The sequence below is a fragment of the Pseudomonas sp. TH04 genome, assembly GCF_016651355.1.
In the GTDB taxonomy this organism is placed as follows: Bacteria; Pseudomonadota; Gammaproteobacteria; order Pseudomonadales; family Pseudomonadaceae; genus Aquipseudomonas; species Aquipseudomonas fluorescens.
Window position 1 is genome coordinate 2,687,723 of record NZ_JAEKEA010000001.1, and the last position, 22,381, is coordinate 2,710,103.

Genomic DNA, 22,381 nt, shown 5'->3' on the forward strand with positions numbered 1-22,381 from the left:
GCACCTCATGAAAGCTGCCCTGCAAGACGAACCTGGCGAAGACATCGCCCAGGCCCTCCAGAACGGCTGGCTGCCGATTCGTGAAGTGGCGCGCCAGACCGGCGTCAACGCCGTGACCCTGCGCGCCTGGGAACGCCGCTACGGGTTGATCGTGCCCCAGCGCACACCCAAAGGTCATCGGCTGTTCAGCGCCGAACACGTGCAACGCATCCACACCATCCTCACTTGGCTCAACCGCGGCGTACCGGTCAGCCAGGTTAAAAACCTTATCGACTCCGCCCAAGTCATCCCGGACACCGTCGAAAACGAATGGCAGGCGTTGCGCCAGAACCTGGTAGCCGCGATCAGCGATTTGGCCGAGCGCCGGGTCGATGACGCGGTCAACCAGGCCATGGCGCTCTACCCGCCACGCACCTTGTGTGAGCAATTGATGCTGCCGCTGCTGCAGGAACTCGAACAACGCTGGCAGGGCCAATTCGGCGCGCAGATGGAGCGGGTGTTTTTCCTGTCTTGGCTACGCAGCAAATTCGGTGCGCGGATCTACCACAACAACCGCCAACTGCAAGGCGCCCCACTGTTGTTGGTCAACCATTCCGACCTGCCCCTGGAGCCGCACCTGTGGCTCAGCGCGTGGCTCGCCAGCAGCGCCGATTGCCCAGTGGAAGTGTTCGACTGGCCTTTGCCGGTGGGTGAATTGGCACTGGCCGTGGAACACCTGCAACCGCGTGCCGTGCTGCTGTATTCGAGCAAGGCCCTGCACCTGCCTTCACTCGTGAAACTACTGGGCGGCGTCAGTTGCCCAACCTTGGTTGCCGGACCAACGGTATGCATCCACCAGGCCGAGTTAGCCGTATTAACCCGTGACACCCCTGAATTGTTCGTGGCCGAGGACCCGTTGTCGGCCCATCAGATACTGATCCAGCGTGGACTTCTTTAAATGCATTTGATCTGGCTGCGCACCGACCTGCGCCTGAACGACAACACTGCCCTGGCCGCCGCAAGCCAGCGAGGCCCGGTCGTTGCCGTGTACCTGATCAGCCCCGAACAATGGCTGGCCCACGATGATGCGCCGTGCAAAGTCGACTTCTGGCTGCGCAACCTGCAGCACCTGAGCCGGGCGCTCGGCGCATTGAACATTCCCTTGCTGATCCGCACTGCCGCGACCTGGGACCAGGCCCCCGCCGTGCTGAGCACGTTGTGCCGGGAACTGTCGATTGAGTCGGTGCACGTCAACGAGGAATACGGCATCCACGAGAGCCGCCGCGATGCCGCCGTCGCCCAAGCCCTGGAAACCGACGGCGTGACGTTCCACCGTTATCTGGACCAGTTGTTTTTCCAACCCGGCAGCGTGTTGACCAAAACCGGCACCTACTTCCAGGTTTTCAGCCAGTTCCGCAAAGTCTGCTACAGCCGCCTGCACAGCGCCCTGCCGCCCGTGGTCGCAACGCCTAAAGCCCAGGCAAAAACACACCTGACAAGCGACCCCGTGCCCACACAGGTGGAAGGGTTCCAGCCGCCGAGCGAAACCTTGCGCGCGCTCTGGCCCGCCGGTGAAGACGAAGCCAAGCGCCGCCTCGACGCTTTTGCCGATCAACAGATCAGCTACTACAAGGACGAACGCGACTTCCCGGCCAAACCCGGCACCAGCCAACTCTCAGCCTACCTCGCTGCCGGTGTGGTTTCGCCGCGACAGTGCCTGCATGCCGCCTTGCAGACCAACCAGGGCGAGTTCGAAAGTGGCGATGTTGGCACGATCACCTGGATCAACGAGCTGCTCTGGCGCGAGTTCTACAAACATATCCTGGTCGGCTACCCACGGGTCTCGCGCCACCGCGCCTTCCGCCCCGAAACCGAAGCGGTGGCCTGGCGCAACGCGCCCGAAGACCTCGCCGCCTGGCAGGAAGCGCGCACCGGCCTGCCAATCATCGACGCGGCCATGCGCCAATTGCTGGAAACCGGCTGGATGCACAACCGCCTGCGCATGGTCGTAGCGATGTTCCTGACCAAGAACCTGCTGATCGACTGGCGCGAGGGCGAGCGTTTTTTCATGCGCCACCTGATCGACGGCGACCTGGCGGCCAACAACGGCGGCTGGCAGTGGAGCTCATCCACCGGCACCGACTCGGCGCCCTATTTCCGAATTTTCAGCCCGCTGAGCCAGTCCGAAAAATTCGACAGTGAAGGCGTGTTCATCAAGCACTGGCTGCCCGAACTGGCCGCGCTGAATAAAAAGGACGTGCACAACCCTGAGGCCGTCGGCGGCCTGTTCGGTGTGGCGCACTACCCGCGCGCGATTGTCGACCTGAAGAAATCCCGTGAACGGGCCTTGGCCGCATTCCGCAGCCTGCCGTCGCGCGACGCCGTCGGAGGTTTACATGAGTGACTTCCTGCCGCGCTTCGCCCAGGCCTTTGCGACGCTGGACAAGCACAACCTGCACCTGCTCGACAGCCTGTACGCCAAAGACATCACCTTTACCGACCCGTTGCATGAAGTGCAGGGCTTGCCCGCGCTGCACCGCTACTTCGCCGAGCTGTACAGCAATGTCAGCCAGCTGCGTTTCGACTTTCACGGCTTCGACCAGGTGGCCGAAGGCGAAGGCTATTTGCGCTGGAAAATGAGTTTTAGCCACCCACGGCTGAAGCGCGCAGAGGTGATACGCGTGGAAGGCTGCTCGCACCTGATGTGGCGCGACAAGGTCTACCGCCATCGTGACTATTTCGATGCCGGTGCCTTGCTCTATGAACACCTGCCAATACTCGGCCCCGCAGTGCGTTGGCTGAAAAGGAGAATGGGATGAGCCTGACACCGCCCCGCCGATATTGGCTGACCGGCGCCAGCAGTGGCATCGGTGCCTCACTGGCCGTGGAGTTGCTCAACAGCGGCGCCCACGTAGCCCTCAGCTCGCGCACAAAAGGCCCGCTGGAAGCACTCGCCCAACGTTATCCGGGGCAAGTGCTGGTGGTGGCCGGCGACCTGACCAACAGCCAGACCGTGCGCGAGATCGGCGAGCACATCAGCGTGGTCTGGGGCTCAGTGGACACGGTGATCCTCAACGCCGGCACCTGTGAATACGTGGACGCCCGGCAGTTTGACGCCTCCATCGTCGAGCACGTGGTACGCACCAACCTGCTGGCGAGCGCTTATTGCATCGAAGCCGCGCTGCCACTGTTACGCGTCGGGCAATCACCGCACCTGGTGGGCGTGGCCAGCGCTGTGACGTACCTGCCGATGCCACGCGCCGAAGCCTATGGGGCGTCCAAAGCCGGGCTGCGCTACTTGTTCGAATCGCTGCGCATCAGCCTGTCGACCGAGAACATCGACGTCACGGTGATCAGCCCGGGCTTCGTCGACACGCCATTGACCGAACGCAACGATTTCCCGATGCCGTTGAGCTGGTCCGCCGACAAGGCCGCGAAACATATCGTTGCCAAGCTGGGCAAACGCCCGCTGGAAATCGCCTTTCCGGCCCTGTTTATCGCCACCCTGTGGCCGCTGTCGAAGCTGCCCAACCGCGTTCAGCTGATGATCGGCAAACGCATGCTGCGCAGCCCTCCGCCGCAGAAGGACAAACTGTGAAGATCGCCATTATCGGCAGCGGCATCGCCGGGCTGACCAGCGCCTACTTGCTCAGCCGTCGCCATGACATCACCCTGTTCGAAGCGGGCGAGCGCATCGGCGGGCATACCCACACGGTCGACGTCACCGTCGAGGGCCAACGCTATGCGGTGGACACCGGCTTTATCGTGTTCAACGACTGGACCTACCCCAACTTCATCCGCCTGCTTGGGCAGATCGGCGTGAAGTTCAAACCTACTGAGATGAGCTTTTCGGTGTGTGACCAGCATGCCGGATTCGAGTACAACGGCAACAACCTCAACAGCCTGTTTGCCCAGCGGCGCAATATTCTGTCGCCCGGGTTCTGGGGCATGTTGCGCGACATTTTGCGCTTCAACCGCCAGGCCCCGCTGGACCTGCAAGAGCAACGCATCAGCGCGCAGATGACCCTCGGCGACTACCTTGAAGCCGGCGGTTACGGCCCACGGTTTATCCGGCATTACATCGTGCCGATGGGCGCGGCGATCTGGTCGATGTCCCTGGCTGACATGCTGGGGTTTCCGCTGCAATTCTTTGTCCGGTTCTTTAAGAACCACGGCTTGCTGTCGATCAGCAACCGCCCACAGTGGTGCGTGATCGAAGGCGGCTCCAGCAGCTACATCGAGCCGCTGACCCGCAGTTTTCGCGAGCAGATCCGCCTCAATTGTCCTGTGCATAAAGTAGAACGCACCGATGACGGCGTGGTTATCCACAGCCCTGCCGGCAGCGAAACATTTGATCGTGTGGTGTTCGCCTGTCACAGCGATCAGGCCCTGGCCATGCTGGCCGACCCGAGCCAGGCCGAACAAGAGATCCTCGGCGCATTGCCCTATGCCGACAATGACGTGGTGCTGCACACCGACACACGCCTGCTGCCGGACCGCAAACTGGCCTGGGCCAGCTGGAATTATCGGCTGAGCGGCGATGCGCAGACACAGGCCGCCGTTACCTACGACATGAACATCCTGCAAGGTATCGACAGCGCCACCACCTTCTGCGTCAGCCTGAACCAGACGCCGATGATCAACCCGCTGAAAATCCTCGCGCGCTACACCTACGCCCACCCGCAATACAGCCTCGCCGCTGTGGACGCCCAAGGGCGCTGGGAAGAATTGCACGGCGCGCGCCATACGTTTTATTGCGGTGCCTACTGGGCCAATGGATTCCACGAGGACGGCGTGGTCAGCGCATTGCGTGTGGCCCAGGCCTTTGGAGAAACCCTGTGAACAGCGCCCTGTACAGCGGCTGGATCGCCCATCGCCGGTTTGCGCCCAAGGCCCACGCCTTCCGCTACCGCATCGGCCTGCTGTACCTGGACTTAAGCGAACAAGACGAAGTGCTCGGTTTGTCACCGCTGGCCGGCACCGGCTGGCTGGCGCCCTTCGGCTTTCGCCAGCAGGATTATCTGCGTGAGTTTACCCGCCACGGCATGAGCTTGAGCGATGCCGTGCGCCAGGAAGTCGGCAAGGCCCTGGGGCGTACACCTCAGGGCGTTATCTGCCTGCTGACCCAGGCCCGCAGTTGGGGCCTGGCTTTTAACCCGGTGAGTTTCTTCTACTGTTTCGAGGCCGATGGCCGACTGGCCGCGATCCTGTGTGAAGTGACCAACACCCCATGGCGCGAGCGCTATCACTACGTGCTGCCGGCCCAGGCGCTCGGCGCGGATGAGCATCAGCACTTCGCCGTGGCCAAGGCCTTCCATGTCTCGCCGTTTTTGCCGCGCGACCTGGAATACCGCATGAGCTTCAGCCCACCCGCCGCCAAACTCGGCGTGCACATGGCCGATTGGCAGGGCGATTTGAAGGTCTTCGACGCCACGTTGAGCCTGCACAAAGAAGCACTTAACCGCGCCAGCCTGCATCGCTACCTGCGGCGCTTCCCGTGGATGACCGCCAAAACCTGCCTCGCCATTTACTGGCAGGCCATGCGCTTGTTGCTCAAACGAACACCGATTTTTTCCCATCAGGCCGCCGATGGCGCCTCTCGCACCGCAGTCGGGTATACCAAGGATCGCCGCCATGAAATCCCCTAGCTTATCGGTCAAAACCAACCGCCTGAACGTCAACGGCATGACCAGCGCACTGCTGCGCAAGGCTGTGCTGCGCCAACTCAGCCAACTGCGCCACGGCCAGTTGGTGGTGATCGAGGACGGCGAACGCCAAGTGTTCGGCGCACGCGAAGCGCACCTGCTGGGGGAAATCCAGATCGTCGATTCAGCGGTATGGGGGCTGGTGGCGGCCAACGGTTCGATAGGCGCCGGCGAGGCGTTTATCCACGGTTACTGGACCACGCCGGACCTGACCTCGGTGGTGCGCGTGATGGTGAGCAACCTGGAGGTGCTCGACGCCATGGAAGGTGGGCTGGCGCGCCTGGCACGGCCGTTCACCCAAGGCCTGCACTGGCTCAACCGCAATACACGCAAGGGCTCACAGAAAAACATCGCCGCCCACTACGACCTGGGCAACGACCTGTTCGAAGAATTCCTCGACCCGACCATGATGTATTCGGCCGCGCAATTCCTAAGCCCCGACGACAGCCTGGAACAGGCGCAACTGAACAAGCTGGAACGCATCTGCCAGAAGCTTGCGCTCAAACCCACTGACCATTTGCTGGAAATCGGTACCGGTTGGGGCAGCATGGCGTTGTACGCGGCGCAGCACTATGGCTGCAAAGTCACCACCACAACCTTGTCCAAAGAACAGTTTGCCTACACCGAAAAACGCATCGCGGCCTTGGGGCTCAAGGACCAGGTGACCCTGTTATTGCAGGACTACCGCGACCTGACCGGCCAGTATGACAAGCTGGTCTCCATCGAGATGATCGAAGCAGTGGGCCATCGCTTCCTGCCGACCTACTTCAAACAGTGCGCGCACTTGCTCAAGCGCGACGGATTGATGCTGCTGCAAGCCATCACTATTCGTGAACAGCGCTTCGAGCAGGCCAAGAACAGCGTCGACTTCATCCAGCGCTATATTTTCCCCGGTGGCGCCCTGCCCTGTGTGCAGAACATGTTGCACATCGTCAGCCGCGACACCGACATGAACCTGCTGCACATGGAGGACTTCGGCCTGCACTACGCGAAAACCTTACGCCTGTGGCATGAGAACTTTCGTCGCGCCCATGGCCGCCTCACAGAGTTGGGCTACGATGAATACTTCCTGCGCTTGTGGGAATTCTATTTGTGCTACTGCGAAGGCGGATTCATGGAGCGAACAATCGGTACCGCGCAGTTGCTGCTGGCCAAGCCGGCGGCGATCAACCCGCCTTTGCTCGGGCGTTTCAATGCTTAAACGGCTGGCGAATGCCGTGCTGTTCCAGTGCGGCTGGTTTGCCTGCGTACTGGGCGGTGACAGCCGTTGGTTGCTGATCGCGGGCGCAGTGCTGGCCATCCACCTGCTGTGGATAAGCGCGTGGTCTGCGGAGGGGCAAATGATCCTCGCCGTGACCCTGCTGGGCACCGTCATCGACACGTCGCTGCGCACCTTTGGCGTCTTCCATTTCAGCTTTCCGGGGCCGCTGATACCTTTTTGGCTGGTATTGCTGTGGGCCTTACTGGCGACCACACTGCGCCATTGCCTGGCCTGGAGCGCGCAGCCCTGGTGGCGCGCCAGCTTATTAGGTGCGGTGGGCGGGCCGTTGTCTTATTACGCCGGCAGCCAATTGGCCGGGGTGAGTTTCGGCTACGGCACTGTGCCGACCATGCTCGGCCTGGGCCTGCTCTGGGCAATCCTGTTCCCCGTGATGCATTGGATCGCACGGCAACTTGGGCACTGACGTCCGTCTGAGCAATCACACGCCGTTGACGCGCTTGCCTTACACTGCGCGCCTATGACTAACATCCCGCACACTCAAATCACCGAACCCGCCGTCACCTGCTCGACGTGCGCGGCCTGTTGCTGCCAGCTGGAAGTCATGCTGATCACCGACACGGGCGTGCCGGAGCGTTATATCGATACCGACGATTGGGGCGGCGAAGTGATGCTGCGCCTGGACGACGGCTGGTGCGCGGCGCTGGATCGGGACACGATGATGTGCACGATTTACGAGCGACGGCCGCTGATCTGTCGGGAGTTCGAGATGGGCGCGCCGGAGTGTTTGACCGAGCGCGAAGGGATTGCGACGGCTTACCGCTGAACCTGGATGTGGCGCCAATCGACTCTGGGAGCTGGACCTGCCCGCGATCGCATCACCTCGGTGCAACGCATAGACCGAGGCGCCTGCATCGCAGGCAAGCCAGCTCCCACATTTGGTTTGAGCGGTGTTCTCAGGATTACAACGGCAACGTGTAGTGCAGCGAGTAGCTCTCTACCCCGTCGTTATTGCTGCTGATACCCGCGTTGGAATAGTGCGTGGCGCGGATGCCCACCTCATGCCCACCGGCAAAGCGCAAACCAAAGCCCAGGCGGTCTTCGAACTGAAAGGCCTGGCCGATGTTGTTGTCTTCGACCCGCGTACGTGAGAACACGGCTACGCCGATCCCCGCCTCGATATAGGGTTTGACCGACTGGCCGGCAAACTCGTACACAAACACCGGCGAGAAAGACAGGCTGCTGACACTCGCGCGCTTGTCGCCATCCCAATACGTGTAGGCGCCGCTCCAATAGCCAGTCAGGCGGCCAGTATCGCTCTGCCACCAGCTTTTATCCCACTCCGACGTCAGCCCAAGCCGATAGGTCATGGTCGAATCACTGGTGCTCCCCACACCCAATTCCAGGCCAGCCGCCTGGGCCGAAACCGAGTGTCCTACCACCACGGCCGCAATCGCAGCCAAACAGAACAAGCGCTTCATAAGAAACAGTCCTTGAGAACAAAGTTGTATGGTTTTGTACAGGCTAACTCGCTATAGAAGCTGGCGTGGTGTCAGAAGTTCAGCGTCTAACCCCGATTTTTCACGAATTTTTCACCAGCCAAAATTACGCACAACTCCAGGAGATTTCCATAGTGTCGGTAGGATATTTCTTAGGTGATCAACGTCGCCGCTGGTCCAGAACTGTGCAGGTTCAGGGTTTGCACACGCCAGGAGGTCACGCTCCCCCAGCAGCCGCTTGAGCTGCCGGGCCACGGCGGCACCGGTGTCGATCAGAATGATGCTCGGGGGAAGCATCTGCGCCAGGAGTGGCTTGAGGAAGGGGTAATGGGTGCAGCCGAGAATGATGGTGTCGCAACCGGCGCTGAGCAACGGCTCGACATAGCCCTGCAACATCTGGCGCAGGGCGGCACTCTTGAGGTCACCGGTTTCGATCAACTCCACCAGGCCCGGGCACGGTTGGGTGATGACCCGCACATCGGTGGCAAAGCGGTCGAGCAAGGCGGCGAATTTGGCGCTTTGCAGGGTGCCGGTGGTGGCGAGTACACCGACCACACCACTGCGAGTGGCGGCAGCCGCCGGCTTGACCGCAGGCTCCATACCCACCAGCGGCCAGTCGGGATAGTCCTGGCGCAAATCGGCCACGGCGGCGACAGTGGCGGTATTACAGGCAATCACAAAGGCTTTGGCGCCCTGCTCGCGGAAAAACTTCGCGACAATACGGGAGCGCTCAAGAATGAACGCCGGAGATTTTTCGCCATACGGGATATTCCCGCCGTCAGCCACGTACAGCAGCGACTCATGGGGCAGCAACTGCTGGATTTCATCCAGCACCGACAGGCCGCCGACGCCGGAATCGAACACACCGATTGGCGCGTCCTTAACCATGGTGTGCCCCACACACGCTGCAACCCGGGTCGCGCTTGACGCGCAACTCGCGAAAACGTGTGGTCAGGGCATCAATCAGCAACAGCCGCCCCACCAACGGCTCGCCGAAGCCGGCCAGCAACTTCAAGGCTTCCAGTGCTTGCAGGCTGCCGACCAGGCCCACCAATGGGCCGACGACGCCGGCCTCGCTGCAGGTCAGTTCAGTGTCGCTGCCGTGCCCGTATAAACAGTGGTAGCAGGGGCTTTCGGCGCGACGCGGGTCGAACACCGACAATTGCCCCTCCAGGCGAATCGCCGCGCCGCTGATCAATGGCTTGCCGGCAGCGACACAGGCGGCGTTGACGGCTTCGCGGGTCGAGAAGTTGTCGCTGCAGTCGAGCACCACATCAACGGCGCCCACCGCCGCCGCCAGCGAATCGGCATCCAGCGCGGTGCGATGCGCGAGCAGTTTGACGCCTGGGTTGATCGCCGTGAGACGACGCATGGCCGAATCGACCTTGGTCTGCCCAACGCTGTCCGTGTCGTGAATGATTTGGCGTTGCAGGTTGGTCAGGTCGACGGTGTCGAAGTCCGCCAGGTGCAACTCGCCCACGCCGGCGGCGGCCAGATACAGCGCGACTGGCGCGCCCAACCCACCAAGGCCGACGATCAGCGCGCGGGCATTTTTCAGGCGCAACTGGCCTTCGATGTCGACATGTTGCAACAGAATCTGTCGGCTATAGCGCAACAGCTCCTGATCGCTCAGCACAGGCGACGCCCCAGCGTGATGCGTTCGTGGCCGCCAAGGTCGATACGGCTGTGTACGTTTTCAAAGCCTTCACCCAGTAACAAGTCACGCACGGCAGGCGCTTGATCATAGCCATGCTCAAGCAACAACCAACCACCGGCGTTCAGGTGGGCCGGGGATTGAGCGATGATCAAGCGCAAATCGTCCAGGCCATCAGGGCCGGCCACCAGGGCACTGGCGGGCTCAAAACGCACGTCACCGGCCACCAGATGGGGATCGTTATCGGCAATGTACGGCGGGTTGCTGATGATCAGGTCGAAGGTTTGGCCTTGCAGAGCGCTGAACCAATGACTGTTCAACACCGTGGTGTTCTTCAGGTGCAGGCGCTGGCGATTGCGCTCGGCCAGGGCCACGGCTTCCAGCACGCGGTCTACCGCCGTGACCTGCCAGGCCGGGCGTTCGCTGGCCAGGGCCAGGGCGATGGCGCCGCTGCCGGTGCCCAGGTCGAGCACCCTGGAGGGGTTGGCAGGCAACAGTTCCAACGCGGCTTCCACCAGCAGCTCGGTGTCCGGACGCGGGATCAGCGTATGAGGCGCCACCTCCAGGTCCAGCTTCCAGAAGCCTTGCTGGCCGAGGATATACGCCACCGGCTCACCGCTACGGCGACGTTGCAGGTAGTCGGCAAAGGTCAGCGCATCTTCGCTGCTGACGATCTTTTCCGGCCAGGTGTGCAGGTAGCTGCGCGACTTGCCCAGGGCGGCGGCCAGCAACAATTCCACATCCAGGCGCGCGGTGGGCGAGTCTGGCAGGTCGGCGGCGCGCAGAAGGCTGGCAATGATGGTCATTTATTCACCTATCGCCGCCAATTGATCGGCCTGGTATTCGGCGAGCAAGGGCTCGATCACCGCATCAACGCCACCGGCGAGAATCTCGTCGAGGGAATAAAGGGTGAGGTTGACCCGGTGGTCGGTGACCCGGCCCTGGGCAAAGTTGTAGGTCCGAATACGCTCGGAGCGGTCGCCCGAACCCACCAGCAACTTACGCTCGCTGGCAATTGCGTTGGCAGCGGCGCTGGTCTGCTGGTCGTTGAGCTTGGCCGACAGCCAGGACATGGCCCGCGCACGGTTCTTGTGCTGGGAACGTTCTTCCTGGCACTCCACCACGATGCCCGACGGCAAGTGAGTAATTCGGATTGCCGAGTCGGTTTTGTTGACGTGCTGACCACCGGCGCCCGAAGAGCGGTACGTGTCGACGCGCAAGTCCGCCGGGTTAATCTCGATGGCTTCCTGCTCGTCCGGCTCAGGCAACACGGCCACGGTGCACGCCGAGGTGTGGATACGGCCCTGGGATTCGGTCGCCGGAACCCGCTGCACACGGTGCGCGCCGGATTCGAATTTTAATTTGCCGTAGACGTTGTCGCCTTCGACTCGGGCGATCACTTCTTTATAGCCGCCGTGCTCGCCTTCGTTCTCGGACAGAATCTCGACGCGCCAGCCACGGCGTTCGGCGTAGCGCGAGTACATACGGAACAGGTCGCCGGAGAAAATCGCCGCCTCGTCGCCACCGGTGCCGGCGCGGATTTCGAGGAACACGTTGCGCCCGTCGTTGGGGTCCTTGGGCAACAGCATGCGCTGCAGATCACCTTCCAGCTCGGCCAGTTTGTCCTTGGCTTCACGGACTTCTTCCACGGCCATTTCGCGCATGTCCGGGTCGCTGTCCTTGAGCAGCGCCTGGGCGCCTTCGAGGTCGCCTTGCACCTTCATGAGGTTTTTGTAGGTGGCCACAATCGGCTCAACTTCGGCGTATTCCTTGGAATAGGCGCGGAACTTGGTCTGATCGGAGATGACCTCGCCATCGCCGAGCAAGGCGGTCAGTTCTTCGAAACGGTCCTGGAGCACGTCCAGTTTATTGAGCAGTGACGCTTTCATTGCGGTTTTTTATCCGAAGAGCTATCTGACGCGCCCTCACCGAGGGCAAAGAGTTCCTGGGCCATGGCCAGCGCATCGAGGCGGCCTTCGGCAGTAAGCTTTTTCAACTGAACGCTGGGGGCGTGGAGCAACTTGTTGGTCAAGCCACGCGCCAATTGCATCAGCACCTCTTCGGCGCTGCTGCCGTTGGCCAGCAAACGCTGGGCCTTGACCAATTCCTCATCACGCAGGCGTTCACCTTGCTGACGATAAGCCTTGAGCACGTCCACTGCCGCCAGTTCACGCAGGCGCACCATGAAGTCTTCGGCGCCGGTGCTGACCATTTCCTCGGCGGCCTGGGCAGCGCCCTGGCGACTCTTGAGGTTTTCGGCGACCACTTCGTGCAAATCGTCGACGCTATAGAGGTAAACGTCGTCCAACTCGCCGACTTCTGGCTCGATATCGCGGGGAACGGCAATATCCACCATGAAAATCGGCTTGTGCTTGCGCAACTTCAACGCACTCTCGACCGCGCCTTTGCCAAGGATCGGCAACTGACTGGCGGTGGAGCTGATGACGATATCGCTGCGCACCAGTTCGGCCGGGATGTCCGAGAGCAGCACGGCATGCGCACCGAACTGTTCGGCGAGGATGCTGGCACGCTCCAGGGTGCGGTTGGCCACCACAATACGCTTCACACCGAGGTCATGCAGGTGGCGGGCGACCAAAGTAATGGTTTCACCGGCACCGATCAGCAGCGCTTGGCTGCGCTGCAAGTCGCTGAAAATCTGTTTGGCCAGGCTGACAGCGGCAAACGCCACGGACACCGGGTTTTCACCGATGGCGGTGTCGGTGCGCACTTGCTTGGCCGAATTGAACGTGGCCTGGAACAGACGGCCCAACAGCGGGCCCACGGTTCCGGCCTCGCGGGCCACGGCGTAGGCAGATTTCATCTGGCCAAGGATCTGCGGTTCGCCCAACACCAGCGAGTCGAGCCCTGAGGCAACGCGCATCATGTGACGAACTGCCGCATCCTCTTCGTGCACATACGCGCTGGCGCGCAGGTCGTCGAGGTCCAAATGGTGATAATCAGCCAGCCAGCGCAGCACCACATCCGCTGAAAGATGTTCCTGCTCTATATAAAGCTCACTGCGATTGCAGGTCGAAAGGATCGCAGCTTCGCGGCTGTCGGTGAGCCGGCAGAGCTGCTGCAAGGCCTCAACCAACTGCTCGGGCGTAAACGCCACGCGCTCGCGCACGTCTACAGAAGCAGTCTTGTGGTTAATACCGAGTGCAAGGAAGGCCATTCAATATCGCTGATGATGTCGGGAAGCCGACAATTGTCCTACTTCGAATGATTCAGAACAACCACCGTAGGCTATTGTCCTAATGCCTTGTGTCTATAAAGGCACCCACTGAGACTCGGTTATGTTTGGCCGAAGGCTTGTGTCATGATGATCCGACCGCAGGTTAGTCGTCCTCTTCCTATATGAATAGATCTTCCGCGTTGCTCCTTGCTTTTGTCTTCCTCAGCGGCTGCCAGGCCTTGGCCCCCGTGTCGCCGGACGGTACGCCGCCGGTGGAAGACAGCACCCCCGCCCCTGAAAAGCCCAAGGTTTATTCCTCGTTCAGTGAAGAAACGATCTACAGCTTGCTGACGGCGGAACTCGCCGGCCAGCGCAATCGTTTCGACATTGCCCTGGATAACTACGTGACCCAGGCCATCAATACCCAGGACCCCGGCATTTCGGAGCGTGCATTTCGCATCGCCGAATACCTGGGTGCTGACCAGGCCGCGCTGGACACGTCGCTGATCTGGGCGAAAAACGCACCGCAGGATCTGGAAGCGCAACGCGCAGCCGCTGTGCAACTGGCGCGCGCCGGGCGTTACGACGACTCCATGGTCTATATGGAGAAAGTCCTGCAGGGCAAGGGCGACACGCATTTCGACTTTCTCGCGCTGTCGGCGGCCGACACCGACCAGGACACCCGCAATGGCCTGATGAAGAGTTTTGACCGCCTGCTGCAAAAGCATCCGAAGAACAGCCAGCTGATTTTCGGCAAGGCGTTGCTGCTGCAACAGGATGACGAAGCCGACGCCGCGCTGAAGCTGCTGGAGCAGAACCCGCCGGAAGACGGCGAGATCGCCCCGATTTTGCTGCGCGCACGCCTGCTGCAGAACCTCAATCGCGGCAAGGAAGCGATTCCGCTGCTGGAAAAAAGCATCAAAAAGTACCCGGACGACAAGCGCCTGCGCCTGACGTATGCGCGCATGCTGGTTGAGCAGGACCGTATGGAGGACGCCAAAGTGCAGTTCGCCAACCTGGTCCAGCAATACCCGGACGACGATGAATTGCGCTACTCGCTGGCACTGGTATGCCTGGAAGCCAAGGCCTGGGACGAGGCCAAGGGTTACCTTGAGGAACTGATCCAGCGCGAAAGCCATGTCGACTCCGCGCATCTCAACCTCGGCCGTATCGCTGAAGAGCGCAACGACCCGCAGGCAGCCCTGCTCGAATACGCCCAGGTCGGCCCCGGCAATGACTATCTGCCGGCCCAACTGCGCCAGGCCGACATTCTGATGAGCAACGGCCGCACCGACGAGGCGGAAAAACGCCTGGCGGCAGCACGCGACGCCGAACCTGACTACGCCATTCAGTTGTACCTGATCCAGGCCGAAACCTTGTCAGCCAACAAACAGGGCGAACGCGCCTGGAAGTTGCTGCAACAAGCGTTGCTGCAATACCCGGACGACTTGAACCTGTTGTACACCCGCGCCATGCAGGCGGAAAAACGCAATGACCTGGCGCAAATGGAGAAAGACCTGCGCCTGATCATCAAGCGCGATCCGGACAACGCCATGGCGCTGAACGCCCTGGGTTACACCCTGTCTGACCGTACGACGCGGTACGCCGAAGCCAAGGTGCTGATCGAGCAAGCCCATAAGCTCAACCCGGAAGACCCTGCCGTGCTCGACAGCCTGGGCTGGGTCAATTACCGGCTGGGCAACCTGGACGAGGCCGAGCGCTTGTTGCGCCAGGCACTCGAGCGCTTCCCCGATCAGGAAGTCGCCGCCCATTTGGGCGAAGTGCTCTGGGCCAATGGCAAACAGCGCGAAGCACGACAAATCTGGGAAAAATTCCTCAAGGAACAACCCGAAAGCCCCATCCTGCGCGGCACCATCAAGCGCCTGACCGGATCCGAGACCCTTTAAACTTATGTTTTTGCGCCACGTTATTGTTTTCAGTTTTATCGCCCTGCTCGCCGGTTGCGCGGGCATAGGCAGCCGTGAATCCGTTGAAGGCCAGGGCAACCCGGCGCAATGGAAACAGCACAAAGAGCAGCTCAGCAGCATCGACGGCTGGCAGATCGATGGCAAGGTCGGGGTTCGCGCGCCGAAAGATTCCGGCAGCGGCACATTGTTCTGGCTGCAGCGCCAGGACTATTACGACATTCGCCTGTCAGGGCCGCTTGGCCGAGGCGCGGCGCGCCTGACCGGTCGACCCGGGCAAGTGAGCCTTGAAGTCGCGAACCAGGGGCGCTATGAAGCGACCACGCCGGAAGCCTTGCTGGAAGAACAGATGGGCTGGAAATTGCCGGTGTCCCATCTGGTCTGGTGGGTGCGCGGGTTGCCCGCACCGGACAGCAAGAGCCGGCTGAGCCTCAACGGCGACAGTCGCCTGGCCACGCTGGAGCAGGATGGCTGGCAGGTTGAATACCTCAGCTACGTGCAACAGGGCGCCTACTGGCTGCCCGAGCGCATCAAACTGCATGGCACCGACCTTGACGTCACGCTGGTGATCAAGGAATGGCAACCGCGCAAGCTGGGGCAATAACGTGACCGCCACCACCTTGACCCTGCCCTCCCCGGCCAAACTCAATTTGATGCTGCACATTCTGGGTCGCCGTGAAGACGGCTACCACGAGCTGCAGACGCTGTTTCAGTTTCTCGACTACGGCGATGAGTTGACCTTCGCCATACGCGACGATGGCGCGATCAAATTGCACACCGAATTCGACGGCGTGCCCCACGACAGCAATCTGATTGTGAGAGCCGCGAAAAAACTTCAGGAGCAATCCGGTTGCGCGCTCGGCATCGACATCTGGATCGATAAAATTTTGCCTATGGGCGGCGGTATCGGTGGCGGCAGTTCAAATGCCGCGACCACGCTGCTCGGCCTGAATCACTTATGGCAACTGGGTTGGGACCTCGATCGCCTGGCCACGCTGGGCCTGACACTGGGCGCCGACGTCCCGGTTTTCGTGCGTGGGCACGCGGCTTTTGCCGAGGGCGTGGGCGAAAAACTCACCCCGGAATACCCCGAAGAGCCGTGGTATGTCGTGCTTGTTCCGCAAGTATCTGTAAGTACAGCAGAAATTTTTTCAGATCCACTGTTGACACGTAACTCTCCTCCCATTAAAGTGCGCCCCGTTCCCAAGGGAAACAGTCGAAATGACTGCTTACCGGTTGTAGCAAGGCGTTATCCAGAGGTACGTAACGCTTTGAATTTGTTAGGTAAATTTACCGAAGCAAAATTAACCGGAACTGGAAGTTGTGTGTTTGGGGGCTTCCCAAGCAAAGCTGAAGCTGATAAAGTCTCGGCCCTTCTTACAGAGACCCTTACAGGGTTTGTAGCAAAGGGAAGCAACGTTTCGATGTTGCATCGCAAGCTGCAAAGTCTGCTCTAAAAGGAACCGAGTACTGGGTACTCGTTGCAACAGATACAGGGGCGTCGCCAAGCGGTAAGGCAGCAGGTTTTGATCCTGCCATGCGTTGGTTCGAATCCAGCCGCCCCTGCCATTTTCTAATACTCATCCAGGTTACCCTCAGCCTCTAGGTACTGCGCGTGTCCAAGATGATGGTCTTTACGGGGAACGCCAACCCCGATCTGGCTCGACGTGTCGTACGTCAGCTGCATATCCCTCTCGGTGACATCTCTGTCGGTAAATTCTCCGACGGCGAAATTACAGCCGAGATCAATGAAAACGTCCGCGGTAAAGACGTCTTCATTATTCAGCCGACTTGCGCTCCGACCAACGATAACCTGATGGAACTCGTCGTGATGGCTGATGCCTTCCGCCGCTCCTCAGCGACTCGAATCACAGCTGTAATCCCTTACTTTGGTTATGCCCGTCAGGATCGCCGTCCGCGTTCCGCACGTGTGGCTATCAGCGCGAAAGTCGTCGCTGACATGCTGACCGTGGTAGGCATCGACCGTGTTCTCACGGTTGACCTGCACGCTGACCAAATCCAGGGGTTCTTCGATATTCCGGTAGATAACATCTACGGCTCCCCGGTATTGGTGGATGACATCGAAGATCAGCGCTTTGAAAACCTGATGATCGTGTCCCCGGACATTGGTGGCGTCGTGCGTGCACGGGCGGTTGCCAAATCCCTGGGCGTGGATCTCGGGATCATCGACAAACGCCGTGAAAAAGCTAATCACTCCGAAGTGATGCATATCATCGGTGATGTCGAAGGGCGTACCTGTATTCTGGTTGATGACATGGTCGACACCGCCGGCACCCTGTGCCACGCGGCCAAAGCCTTGAAAGAGCACGGTGCAGCAAAAGTCTTCGCCTACTGCACACACCCTGTGCTGTCGGGCCGAGCGATCGAGAACATCGAGAACTCCATGCTGGACGAACTGGTGGTGACTAACACCATCCCGTTGTCCGCAGCAGCTCAAGCCTGTTCGCGTATCCGTCAATTGGATATCGCACCGGTAGTTGCCGAAGCGGTTCGCCGCATCAGCAACGAAGAATCGATCAGCGCGATGTTCCGTTAAGGGTCAGCCCTTACGAAACACACACTGACGAAAAGCGCCCCGCCCCAGCATTCTGTTGGGGCGGGGCTTTTTTGCCCATATCGCCTTTAGCGCTGGTCGCAAACGCTGGGGCGAATGTGGTTATTTTGGAGATACAACATGAACGATTTTACTTTGAATGCTGAACTGCGTTCCGACCTGGGGAAAGGTGCGAGCCGCCGCCTGCGTCGTCTCGCAAGCCTGGTTCCAGCTGTAGTTTACGGTGGCGAAAAAGCCCCTGAATCCATCAGCATGCTGGCCAAAGAAATTGCCAAACTGCTCGAAAACGATGCGGCCTACAGCCACATCATCGAGCTGAACGTTGGCGGCAAGAAGCAGAACGTCATCATCAAGGCCCTGCAACGTCACCCAGCCAAAGGCCACGTGCTGCACGCTGACTTCGTACGCGTAGTAGCCGGTCAGAAACTGACCGCTATCGTGCCTGTGCACTTTGTTGGTGAAGAAGCTCCGGTCAAGAAAGGCGGCGAAGTTTCGCACGTTGTTGCCGAGATCGAAGTGACCTGCCTGCCGAAAGACCTGCCTGAGTTCATCGAAGTCGACCTGTCGGCTCTGGAAATCGGCGACATCGTTCACCTGTCCGACCTCAAAGCCCCTAAAGGCGTTGAGTTTGTTGCACTGGCTCACGGTGATGACAAAGCTGTTGCAAACGTTCACGCTCCACGCGTTGCACCAGAAGCTGAAGAAGGCGCTGCAGAGTAATTCACTCTGTATTGCCGGAGCTTGAGGAAACATCGCGGACCAGAACGTAGCGAGAAAGCGGGCGACAACGCGAAGTTTATCTCTGGATAAGTTAGCTCCTGCCGTCCACTTTCGCCGCACTGAGGTCTGGCGATGTTACCCACAACTCCAAAGGAAGGGCCCCTGTCGTGACTGCCATTAAACTGATCGTTGGCCTGGGAAATCCAGGCGCCGAATACGAACAGACCCGGCATAACGCGGGGGCCCTTTTTGTTGAGCGTATCGCCCACGCCCAAGGTGTGAGCCTTACGGCTGATCGCAAATATTTTGGCCTGACCGGGCGCTTTTCGCACCAGGGTCAGGATGTTCGTCTGCTGATTCCCACCACCTACATGAACCGCAGCGGCCAGGCTGTCGCGGCGCTTGCGGGCTTCTTCCGGATCAAACCCGAAGAAATCCTGGTGGCCCATGACGAACTGGACCTGCCACCCGGCGTTGCCAAACTCAAGTTAGGCGGCGGGCATGGCGGCCACAATGGCCTGCGCGACATCATTGCGCAGTTGGGCAATCAGAATAATTTTTACCGCCTGCGGCTCGGCATTGGCCACCCAGGCGTCGCCAGTATGGTTTCAAATTTCGTCCTGGGTCGTGCGCCACGCGCCGAACAGGAAAAACTCGATGCCAGCATCGACTTTGCCCTCGGCGTGCTGCCGGATATCTTCGCCGGTGAATGGAACCGTGCGATGAAAAACCTGCACAGCCAGAAGGCCTGACTCTTACCGAGGGGAAACACCATGGGATTCAATTGCGGCATCGTCGGCCTGCCCAACGTCGGCAAATCCACCCTGTTCAACGCCTTGACCAAGTCCGGTATTGCGGCGGAGAACTTCCCCTTCTGCACCATCGAACCCAACAGCGGCATCGTGGCCATGCCGGACCCGCGCCTGCAGGAACTGGCGGCTATCGTCAATCCGAAGCGCATCCTGCCGACTACGATGGAATTCGTCGACATCGCGGGCCTGGTGGCCGGCGCGTCGAAAGGTGAAGGCCTGGGCAACAAATTCCTGGCCAACATCCGTGAAACCGATGCCATCGCCCACGTGGTCCGCTGCTTTGAAGACGAGAACGTGATTCACGTTTCCAACAGCGTCGACCCGAAACGCGACATTGAGATCATCGATCTGGAACTGATCTTCGCCGACCTCGACAGCTGCGAAAAGCAACTGCAGAAAGTCGCGCGTAACGCCAAGGGCGGCGACAAAGATGCCGTGGTCCAGAAAGGCCTGCTGGAGCAACTGATCGCTCACTTCACCTTGGGCAAACCTGCGCGCAGCCTGATGAAGAGCATGAATGCCGACGAAAAAGCGGTGATCAAAGGCTTCCATCTGCTGACCACCAAGCCGGTCATGTACATCGCCAACGTTGCTGAAGACGGCTTCGAGAACAACCCGCTGCTCGATGTGGTCAAGGCTATTGCCGACGAAGAAGGCGCCATCGTTGTTCCGGTGTGCAACAAGATCGAAGCAGAAATTGCCGAACTGGATGACGGCGAAGAAAAAGACATGTTCCTCGAGGCTCTGGGCCTGGAAGAACCTGGCTTGAACCGTGTAATCCGTGCGGGCTACGAAATGCTCCACCTGCAGACTTACTTCACTGCCGGTGTCGAAGAAGTACGCGCATGGACCGTCAAAGTCGGTGCCACTGCACCACAGGCCGCCGGCGTGATCCACACCGACTTCGAAAAAGGCTTTATCCGCGCCGAAGTCATCGCCTATAACGACTTCATCCAGTACAAGGGTGAAGCCGGTACCAAGGAAGCGGGTAAATGGCGCCTGGAAGGCAAGGAATACATCGTCAAGGATGGCGACGTGATGCACTTCCGCTTCAACGTTTAAGCGTTACCTGCGGCGTACGTCGCAAACAAAGAGCCGATGCACTGCATCGGCTTTTTTGTGTCTGCTGTTTGGCATGTCGCAACCTGATATAAGCCTTAAGCCCTTTAACCCAATAAAACAAGCCTCATTTAATCCACTGGACTTTAAGTTTAATCCTACACATAAAACCCGCACTTTCCGACAACAACGCTTGAACTAAACTCAGCGTAGCGCGCACTTAAAAATCCTGATATAGACCAAGACATTTTCCTACTTAAAGAACAGTGACACCCAGGATAAATTACGGTCTACTGCGCCCCATTGAATACCCCGCGACTAACAGTGAAGTGATAGCAAAATGTCGGCTGCCTACCAAAAGGAAGATGAATTGGACGTCCCGTTCATTGAGGACGTGGATATTGAAAACACACTCAATACGACAGCCGCACTCAATGTCGACATCCTGCTATTAGGGGAAACCGGTACTGGCAAAGATACCTTGGCACAACGGATACATCGCCTGTCCGGCCGGCGTGGCAACTTCGTTGCAGTTAACTGCGCCGCCATCCCGGAAAGCCTTGCGGAGAGCCAGCTCTTCGGTGTCAACAGTGGCGCCTACACCGGCGCAGTGCAGTCGAGGGCAGGCTTTATCGAGACCGCGCACCTGGGCACGTTGTACCTGGATGAGATCGACAGCATGCCGCTGTCGCTGCAAGCCAAACTACTGCGTGTGCTGGAAGCCCGCGGTGTCGAACGCCTGGGGTCCACCCGCTTCATCCCTGTGAACATGCGCGTCATCGCCTCCGCCCAGCAGTCACTGCATGAGATGGTCGAACAAGGCACATTCCGGCGTGACCTGTATTTCCGCCTGAATGTCGTCAACATCAAGCTCTCGCCCCTGCGAGAGCGGCACGAGCGGATTGTGCCCTTGTTCCTCGACATGGTTCGACAGGAGGCCGACAACTTCAACTACGCCCCTCCTCTTGCCTCCAACGAGTTGCTGCAACAACTGTTATGTCACGCCTGGCTGGGCAATGTGCGCGAACTGCGCTCTACGGCCAAACGCTTTGTACTGGGGCTGCCACCGCTGTCAGTGACGTCGGTGCCGGCCCAGCAAATACCGTTGAACTTGAAAGACCGCTTACAACAAATAGAGAAAATACTGATTGAAGAGTCGCTGCGCCGTCATTCGCATAACGTAGAGGACGTGGCGGTTGAACTGCGTATCGCCAAACGCACGCTTTACTACCGGATGAAGCAATTGGATATAGCACTGAGTTAACGTCAGTGACTGCAACCTAAACGTACAATTTGAAATACCCACGGTGAAATATTTGGAACGCTTTTGTGGGGAGCGACCACACACGTTACAAGCCAGGCGCTTTCTAAGACGTCGTAAACACCGACAGTCAACTTGGCTTACCCTTGATATTTCTTACACTAACTGTGGAGACTTCAACATGAGCGGCATCAATAGCATTTCATCCTTCCTCTCCGCCCTCGGCGCTAACTTCGGTTCTGGTTCCACCGGAAACAACGAGGACCTGGAGCGGGAGCGCGACCAAATGCAACGTAAATCCTTCGTACGAAGCAACAAGGTTTACGAAACAAACGAAGCAAAAAAGAACGCTGAAGCCGTGCGATAACTCGCCAACCTCTCCTGCCCAACGGCAGGAGAGGCTACTTCCATCACTCGTGAAGGCCCTCTATGCGTGTAGACCGTAACCTCATGTCGGGTAACAACAACGCCCTGCCCCCTTCCACCCATTCTCAAGAGTCGACGCTCCCACGGGAAGATGTGAGTTTTTTCAGCTCACAACTGGAAGGTTCGGCACGCCGCGTCACTGCTTCATCAGCGTCCCCATCCTCAAACCTACTGGTCGATGCGTCCAATCAGCTGATCAAGTCGACCACCGGCTTGACCAAGGGCCTGCGTGCCTACAGCACCGGGAACAAGGAAAAGGACAGCGCCAACTATGCCGGCAACCTTTCAGACACCATGCTGCTCACCCAGGTGCTGACCAAGAGCGTTGGTAAAACCGCACAATTCCTCGAAAAAATCAGCAACCTGCAGTAG

General features: G+C 59.5%; 25 protein-coding genes and 1 tRNA gene. 20 read left to right on the top strand and 6 right to left on the bottom strand.

Features of this window, described 5'->3' with window-relative positions:
* The first annotated feature begins 7 nt into the window (after positions 1 to 7).
* From JFT85_RS12150 to JFT85_RS12190, 9 genes are read left to right on the top strand one after another with little or no spacing between them, the layout of a single operon-like run.
* Positions 8 to 937 carry a MerR family transcriptional regulator gene (locus tag JFT85_RS12150; protein WP_053254275.1) on the top strand — a complete coding sequence of 310 codons (930 nt, stop codon included), beginning with the start codon at positions 8 to 10 and terminating at the stop codon, positions 935 to 937.
* Positions 938 to 2,383, top strand: a complete 1,446-nt coding sequence (phrB, locus tag JFT85_RS12155) for a deoxyribodipyrimidine photo-lyase (protein WP_201229902.1) — start codon at positions 938 to 940, stop codon at positions 2,381 to 2,383. It begins immediately after the preceding gene.
* Positions 2,376 to 2,798, top strand: coding sequence for a nuclear transport factor 2 family protein (locus tag JFT85_RS12160; RefSeq protein WP_201229904.1), 423 nt, complete (start codon positions 2,376 to 2,378; stop codon positions 2,796 to 2,798). The genes phrB and JFT85_RS12160 overlap by 8 nt, the downstream gene beginning before the upstream one ends.
* Positions 2,795 to 3,577 (top strand): SDR family NAD(P)-dependent oxidoreductase, encoded by a 783-nt coding sequence (locus JFT85_RS12165; RefSeq protein ID WP_053254272.1) that lies wholly within the window; start codon positions 2,795 to 2,797, stop codon positions 3,575 to 3,577. Before JFT85_RS12160 ends, JFT85_RS12165 begins: the two co-directional genes overlap by 4 nt.
* On the top strand, positions 3,574 to 4,821 hold the full coding sequence (locus tag JFT85_RS12170) for an NAD(P)/FAD-dependent oxidoreductase (RefSeq protein ID WP_069551949.1): 1,248 nt from the start codon (positions 3,574 to 3,576) through the stop codon (positions 4,819 to 4,821). The genes JFT85_RS12165 and JFT85_RS12170 overlap by 4 nt, the downstream gene beginning before the upstream one ends.
* Positions 4,818 to 5,627 carry a DUF1365 domain-containing protein gene (locus JFT85_RS12175; protein WP_053254270.1) on the top strand — a complete coding sequence of 270 codons (810 nt, stop codon included), beginning with the start codon at positions 4,818 to 4,820 and terminating at the stop codon, positions 5,625 to 5,627. The genes JFT85_RS12170 and JFT85_RS12175 overlap by 4 nt, the downstream gene beginning before the upstream one ends.
* Positions 5,614 to 6,885 (top strand): SAM-dependent methyltransferase, encoded by a 1,272-nt coding sequence (locus JFT85_RS12180; protein WP_053254269.1) that lies wholly within the window; start codon positions 5,614 to 5,616, stop codon positions 6,883 to 6,885. Before JFT85_RS12175 ends, JFT85_RS12180 begins: the two co-directional genes overlap by 14 nt.
* Positions 6,878 to 7,369, top strand: a complete 492-nt coding sequence (locus tag JFT85_RS12185) for a DUF2878 domain-containing protein (protein WP_187601878.1) — start codon at positions 6,878 to 6,880, stop codon at positions 7,367 to 7,369. Before JFT85_RS12180 ends, JFT85_RS12185 begins: the two co-directional genes overlap by 8 nt.
* Positions 7,370 to 7,423: 54 nt before the next feature.
* Positions 7,424 to 7,729, top strand: coding sequence for a YkgJ family cysteine cluster protein (locus JFT85_RS12190; RefSeq protein ID WP_016977069.1), 306 nt, complete (start codon positions 7,424 to 7,426; stop codon positions 7,727 to 7,729).
* Between the two features lie 136 nt (positions 7,730 to 7,865).
* Here JFT85_RS12190 and JFT85_RS12195 read toward each other — a convergent pair whose 3' ends face one another.
* From JFT85_RS12195 to hemA, 6 genes are all read right to left on the bottom strand, one after another.
* A complete protein-coding gene (locus JFT85_RS12195; RefSeq protein ID WP_053254267.1) occupies positions 7,866 to 8,384 on the bottom strand; it encodes an acyloxyacyl hydrolase in 519 nt (172 codons plus the stop codon).
* A 111-nt stretch (positions 8,385 to 8,495) separates the two neighbouring features.
* Positions 8,496 to 9,290 carry a glutamate racemase gene (gene murI / locus JFT85_RS12200; RefSeq protein WP_053254266.1) on the bottom strand — a complete coding sequence of 265 codons (795 nt, stop codon included), beginning with the start codon at positions 9,288 to 9,290 and terminating at the stop codon, positions 8,496 to 8,498.
* Positions 9,283 to 10,038, bottom strand: coding sequence for a molybdopterin-synthase adenylyltransferase MoeB (locus JFT85_RS12205; protein ID WP_073637325.1), 756 nt, complete (start codon positions 10,036 to 10,038; stop codon positions 9,283 to 9,285). Before JFT85_RS12205 ends, murI begins: the two co-directional genes overlap by 8 nt.
* A complete protein-coding gene (prmC, locus tag JFT85_RS12210; protein ID WP_073637326.1) occupies positions 10,032 to 10,862 on the bottom strand; it encodes a peptide chain release factor N(5)-glutamine methyltransferase in 831 nt (276 codons plus the stop codon). The genes JFT85_RS12205 and prmC overlap by 7 nt, the downstream gene beginning before the upstream one ends.
* Positions 10,863 to 11,945, bottom strand: a complete 1,083-nt coding sequence (gene prfA, locus JFT85_RS12215) for a peptide chain release factor 1 (RefSeq protein WP_053254263.1) — start codon at positions 11,943 to 11,945, stop codon at positions 10,863 to 10,865.
* Positions 11,942 to 13,231, bottom strand: a complete 1,290-nt coding sequence (gene hemA, locus JFT85_RS12220; protein ID WP_053254262.1) for a glutamyl-tRNA reductase — start codon at positions 13,229 to 13,231, stop codon at positions 11,942 to 11,944. The genes prfA and hemA overlap by 4 nt, the downstream gene beginning before the upstream one ends.
* A 182-nt stretch (positions 13,232 to 13,413) precedes the next feature.
* On the opposite strand from hemA, the gene JFT85_RS12225 reads away from it, so the two are divergent.
* The 11 genes from JFT85_RS12225 (at position 13,414) to JFT85_RS28470 (ending at position 22,381) form a co-directional block, all read left to right on the top strand.
* The gene (locus JFT85_RS12225; RefSeq protein WP_053254261.1) at positions 13,414 to 15,138 is read left to right on the top strand and encodes a tetratricopeptide repeat protein; all 1,725 of its coding nucleotides are present in this window, start codon (positions 13,414 to 13,416) and stop codon (positions 15,136 to 15,138) included.
* Positions 15,139 to 15,142: 4 nt separating this feature from the next.
* A complete protein-coding gene (gene lolB / locus JFT85_RS12230) occupies positions 15,143 to 15,760 on the top strand; it encodes a lipoprotein insertase outer membrane protein LolB (protein ID WP_053254260.1) in 618 nt (205 codons plus the stop codon).
* A 49-nt stretch (positions 15,761 to 15,809) separates the two neighbouring features.
* Positions 15,810 to 16,613, top strand: coding sequence for a 4-(cytidine 5'-diphospho)-2-C-methyl-D-erythritol kinase (gene ispE, locus JFT85_RS12235; protein ID WP_207201168.1), 804 nt, complete (start codon positions 15,810 to 15,812; stop codon positions 16,611 to 16,613).
* Between the two features lie 37 nt (positions 16,614 to 16,650).
* Positions 16,651 to 16,725, top strand: a tRNA-Gln gene (locus JFT85_RS12240).
* A 46-nt stretch (positions 16,726 to 16,771) separates the two neighbouring features.
* Complete coding sequence (locus tag JFT85_RS12245) at positions 16,772 to 17,713, top strand: ribose-phosphate pyrophosphokinase (RefSeq protein ID WP_003208392.1); 942 nt, start codon at positions 16,772 to 16,774, stop codon at positions 17,711 to 17,713.
* A 138-nt stretch (positions 17,714 to 17,851) separates the two neighbouring features.
* Entirely contained in the window at positions 17,852 to 18,451 is a 600-nt protein-coding gene (locus JFT85_RS12250) for a 50S ribosomal protein L25/general stress protein Ctc (RefSeq protein ID WP_053254258.1), read from the top strand.
* Between the two features lie 167 nt (positions 18,452 to 18,618).
* The gene (pth, locus tag JFT85_RS12255; RefSeq protein ID WP_053254257.1) at positions 18,619 to 19,203 is read left to right on the top strand and encodes an aminoacyl-tRNA hydrolase; all 585 of its coding nucleotides are present in this window, start codon (positions 18,619 to 18,621) and stop codon (positions 19,201 to 19,203) included.
* 21 nt (positions 19,204 to 19,224) lie between these two features.
* Positions 19,225 to 20,325 carry a redox-regulated ATPase YchF gene (ychF, locus tag JFT85_RS12260; RefSeq protein ID WP_053254256.1) on the top strand — a complete coding sequence of 367 codons (1,101 nt, stop codon included), beginning with the start codon at positions 19,225 to 19,227 and terminating at the stop codon, positions 20,323 to 20,325.
* A 337-nt stretch (positions 20,326 to 20,662) separates the two neighbouring features.
* Entirely contained in the window at positions 20,663 to 21,586 is a 924-nt protein-coding gene (locus tag JFT85_RS12265; protein ID WP_053254255.1) for a sigma 54-interacting transcriptional regulator, read from the top strand.
* Between the two features lie 178 nt (positions 21,587 to 21,764).
* Positions 21,765 to 21,950: a hypothetical protein gene (locus tag JFT85_RS12270; RefSeq protein ID WP_053254254.1), complete on the top strand. Its 186-nt coding sequence runs from the start codon at positions 21,765 to 21,767 to the stop codon at positions 21,948 to 21,950.
* Positions 21,951 to 22,012: 62 nt separating this feature from the next.
* The gene (locus tag JFT85_RS28470; protein WP_232005447.1) at positions 22,013 to 22,381 is read left to right on the top strand and encodes a hypothetical protein; all 369 of its coding nucleotides are present in this window, start codon (positions 22,013 to 22,015) and stop codon (positions 22,379 to 22,381) included.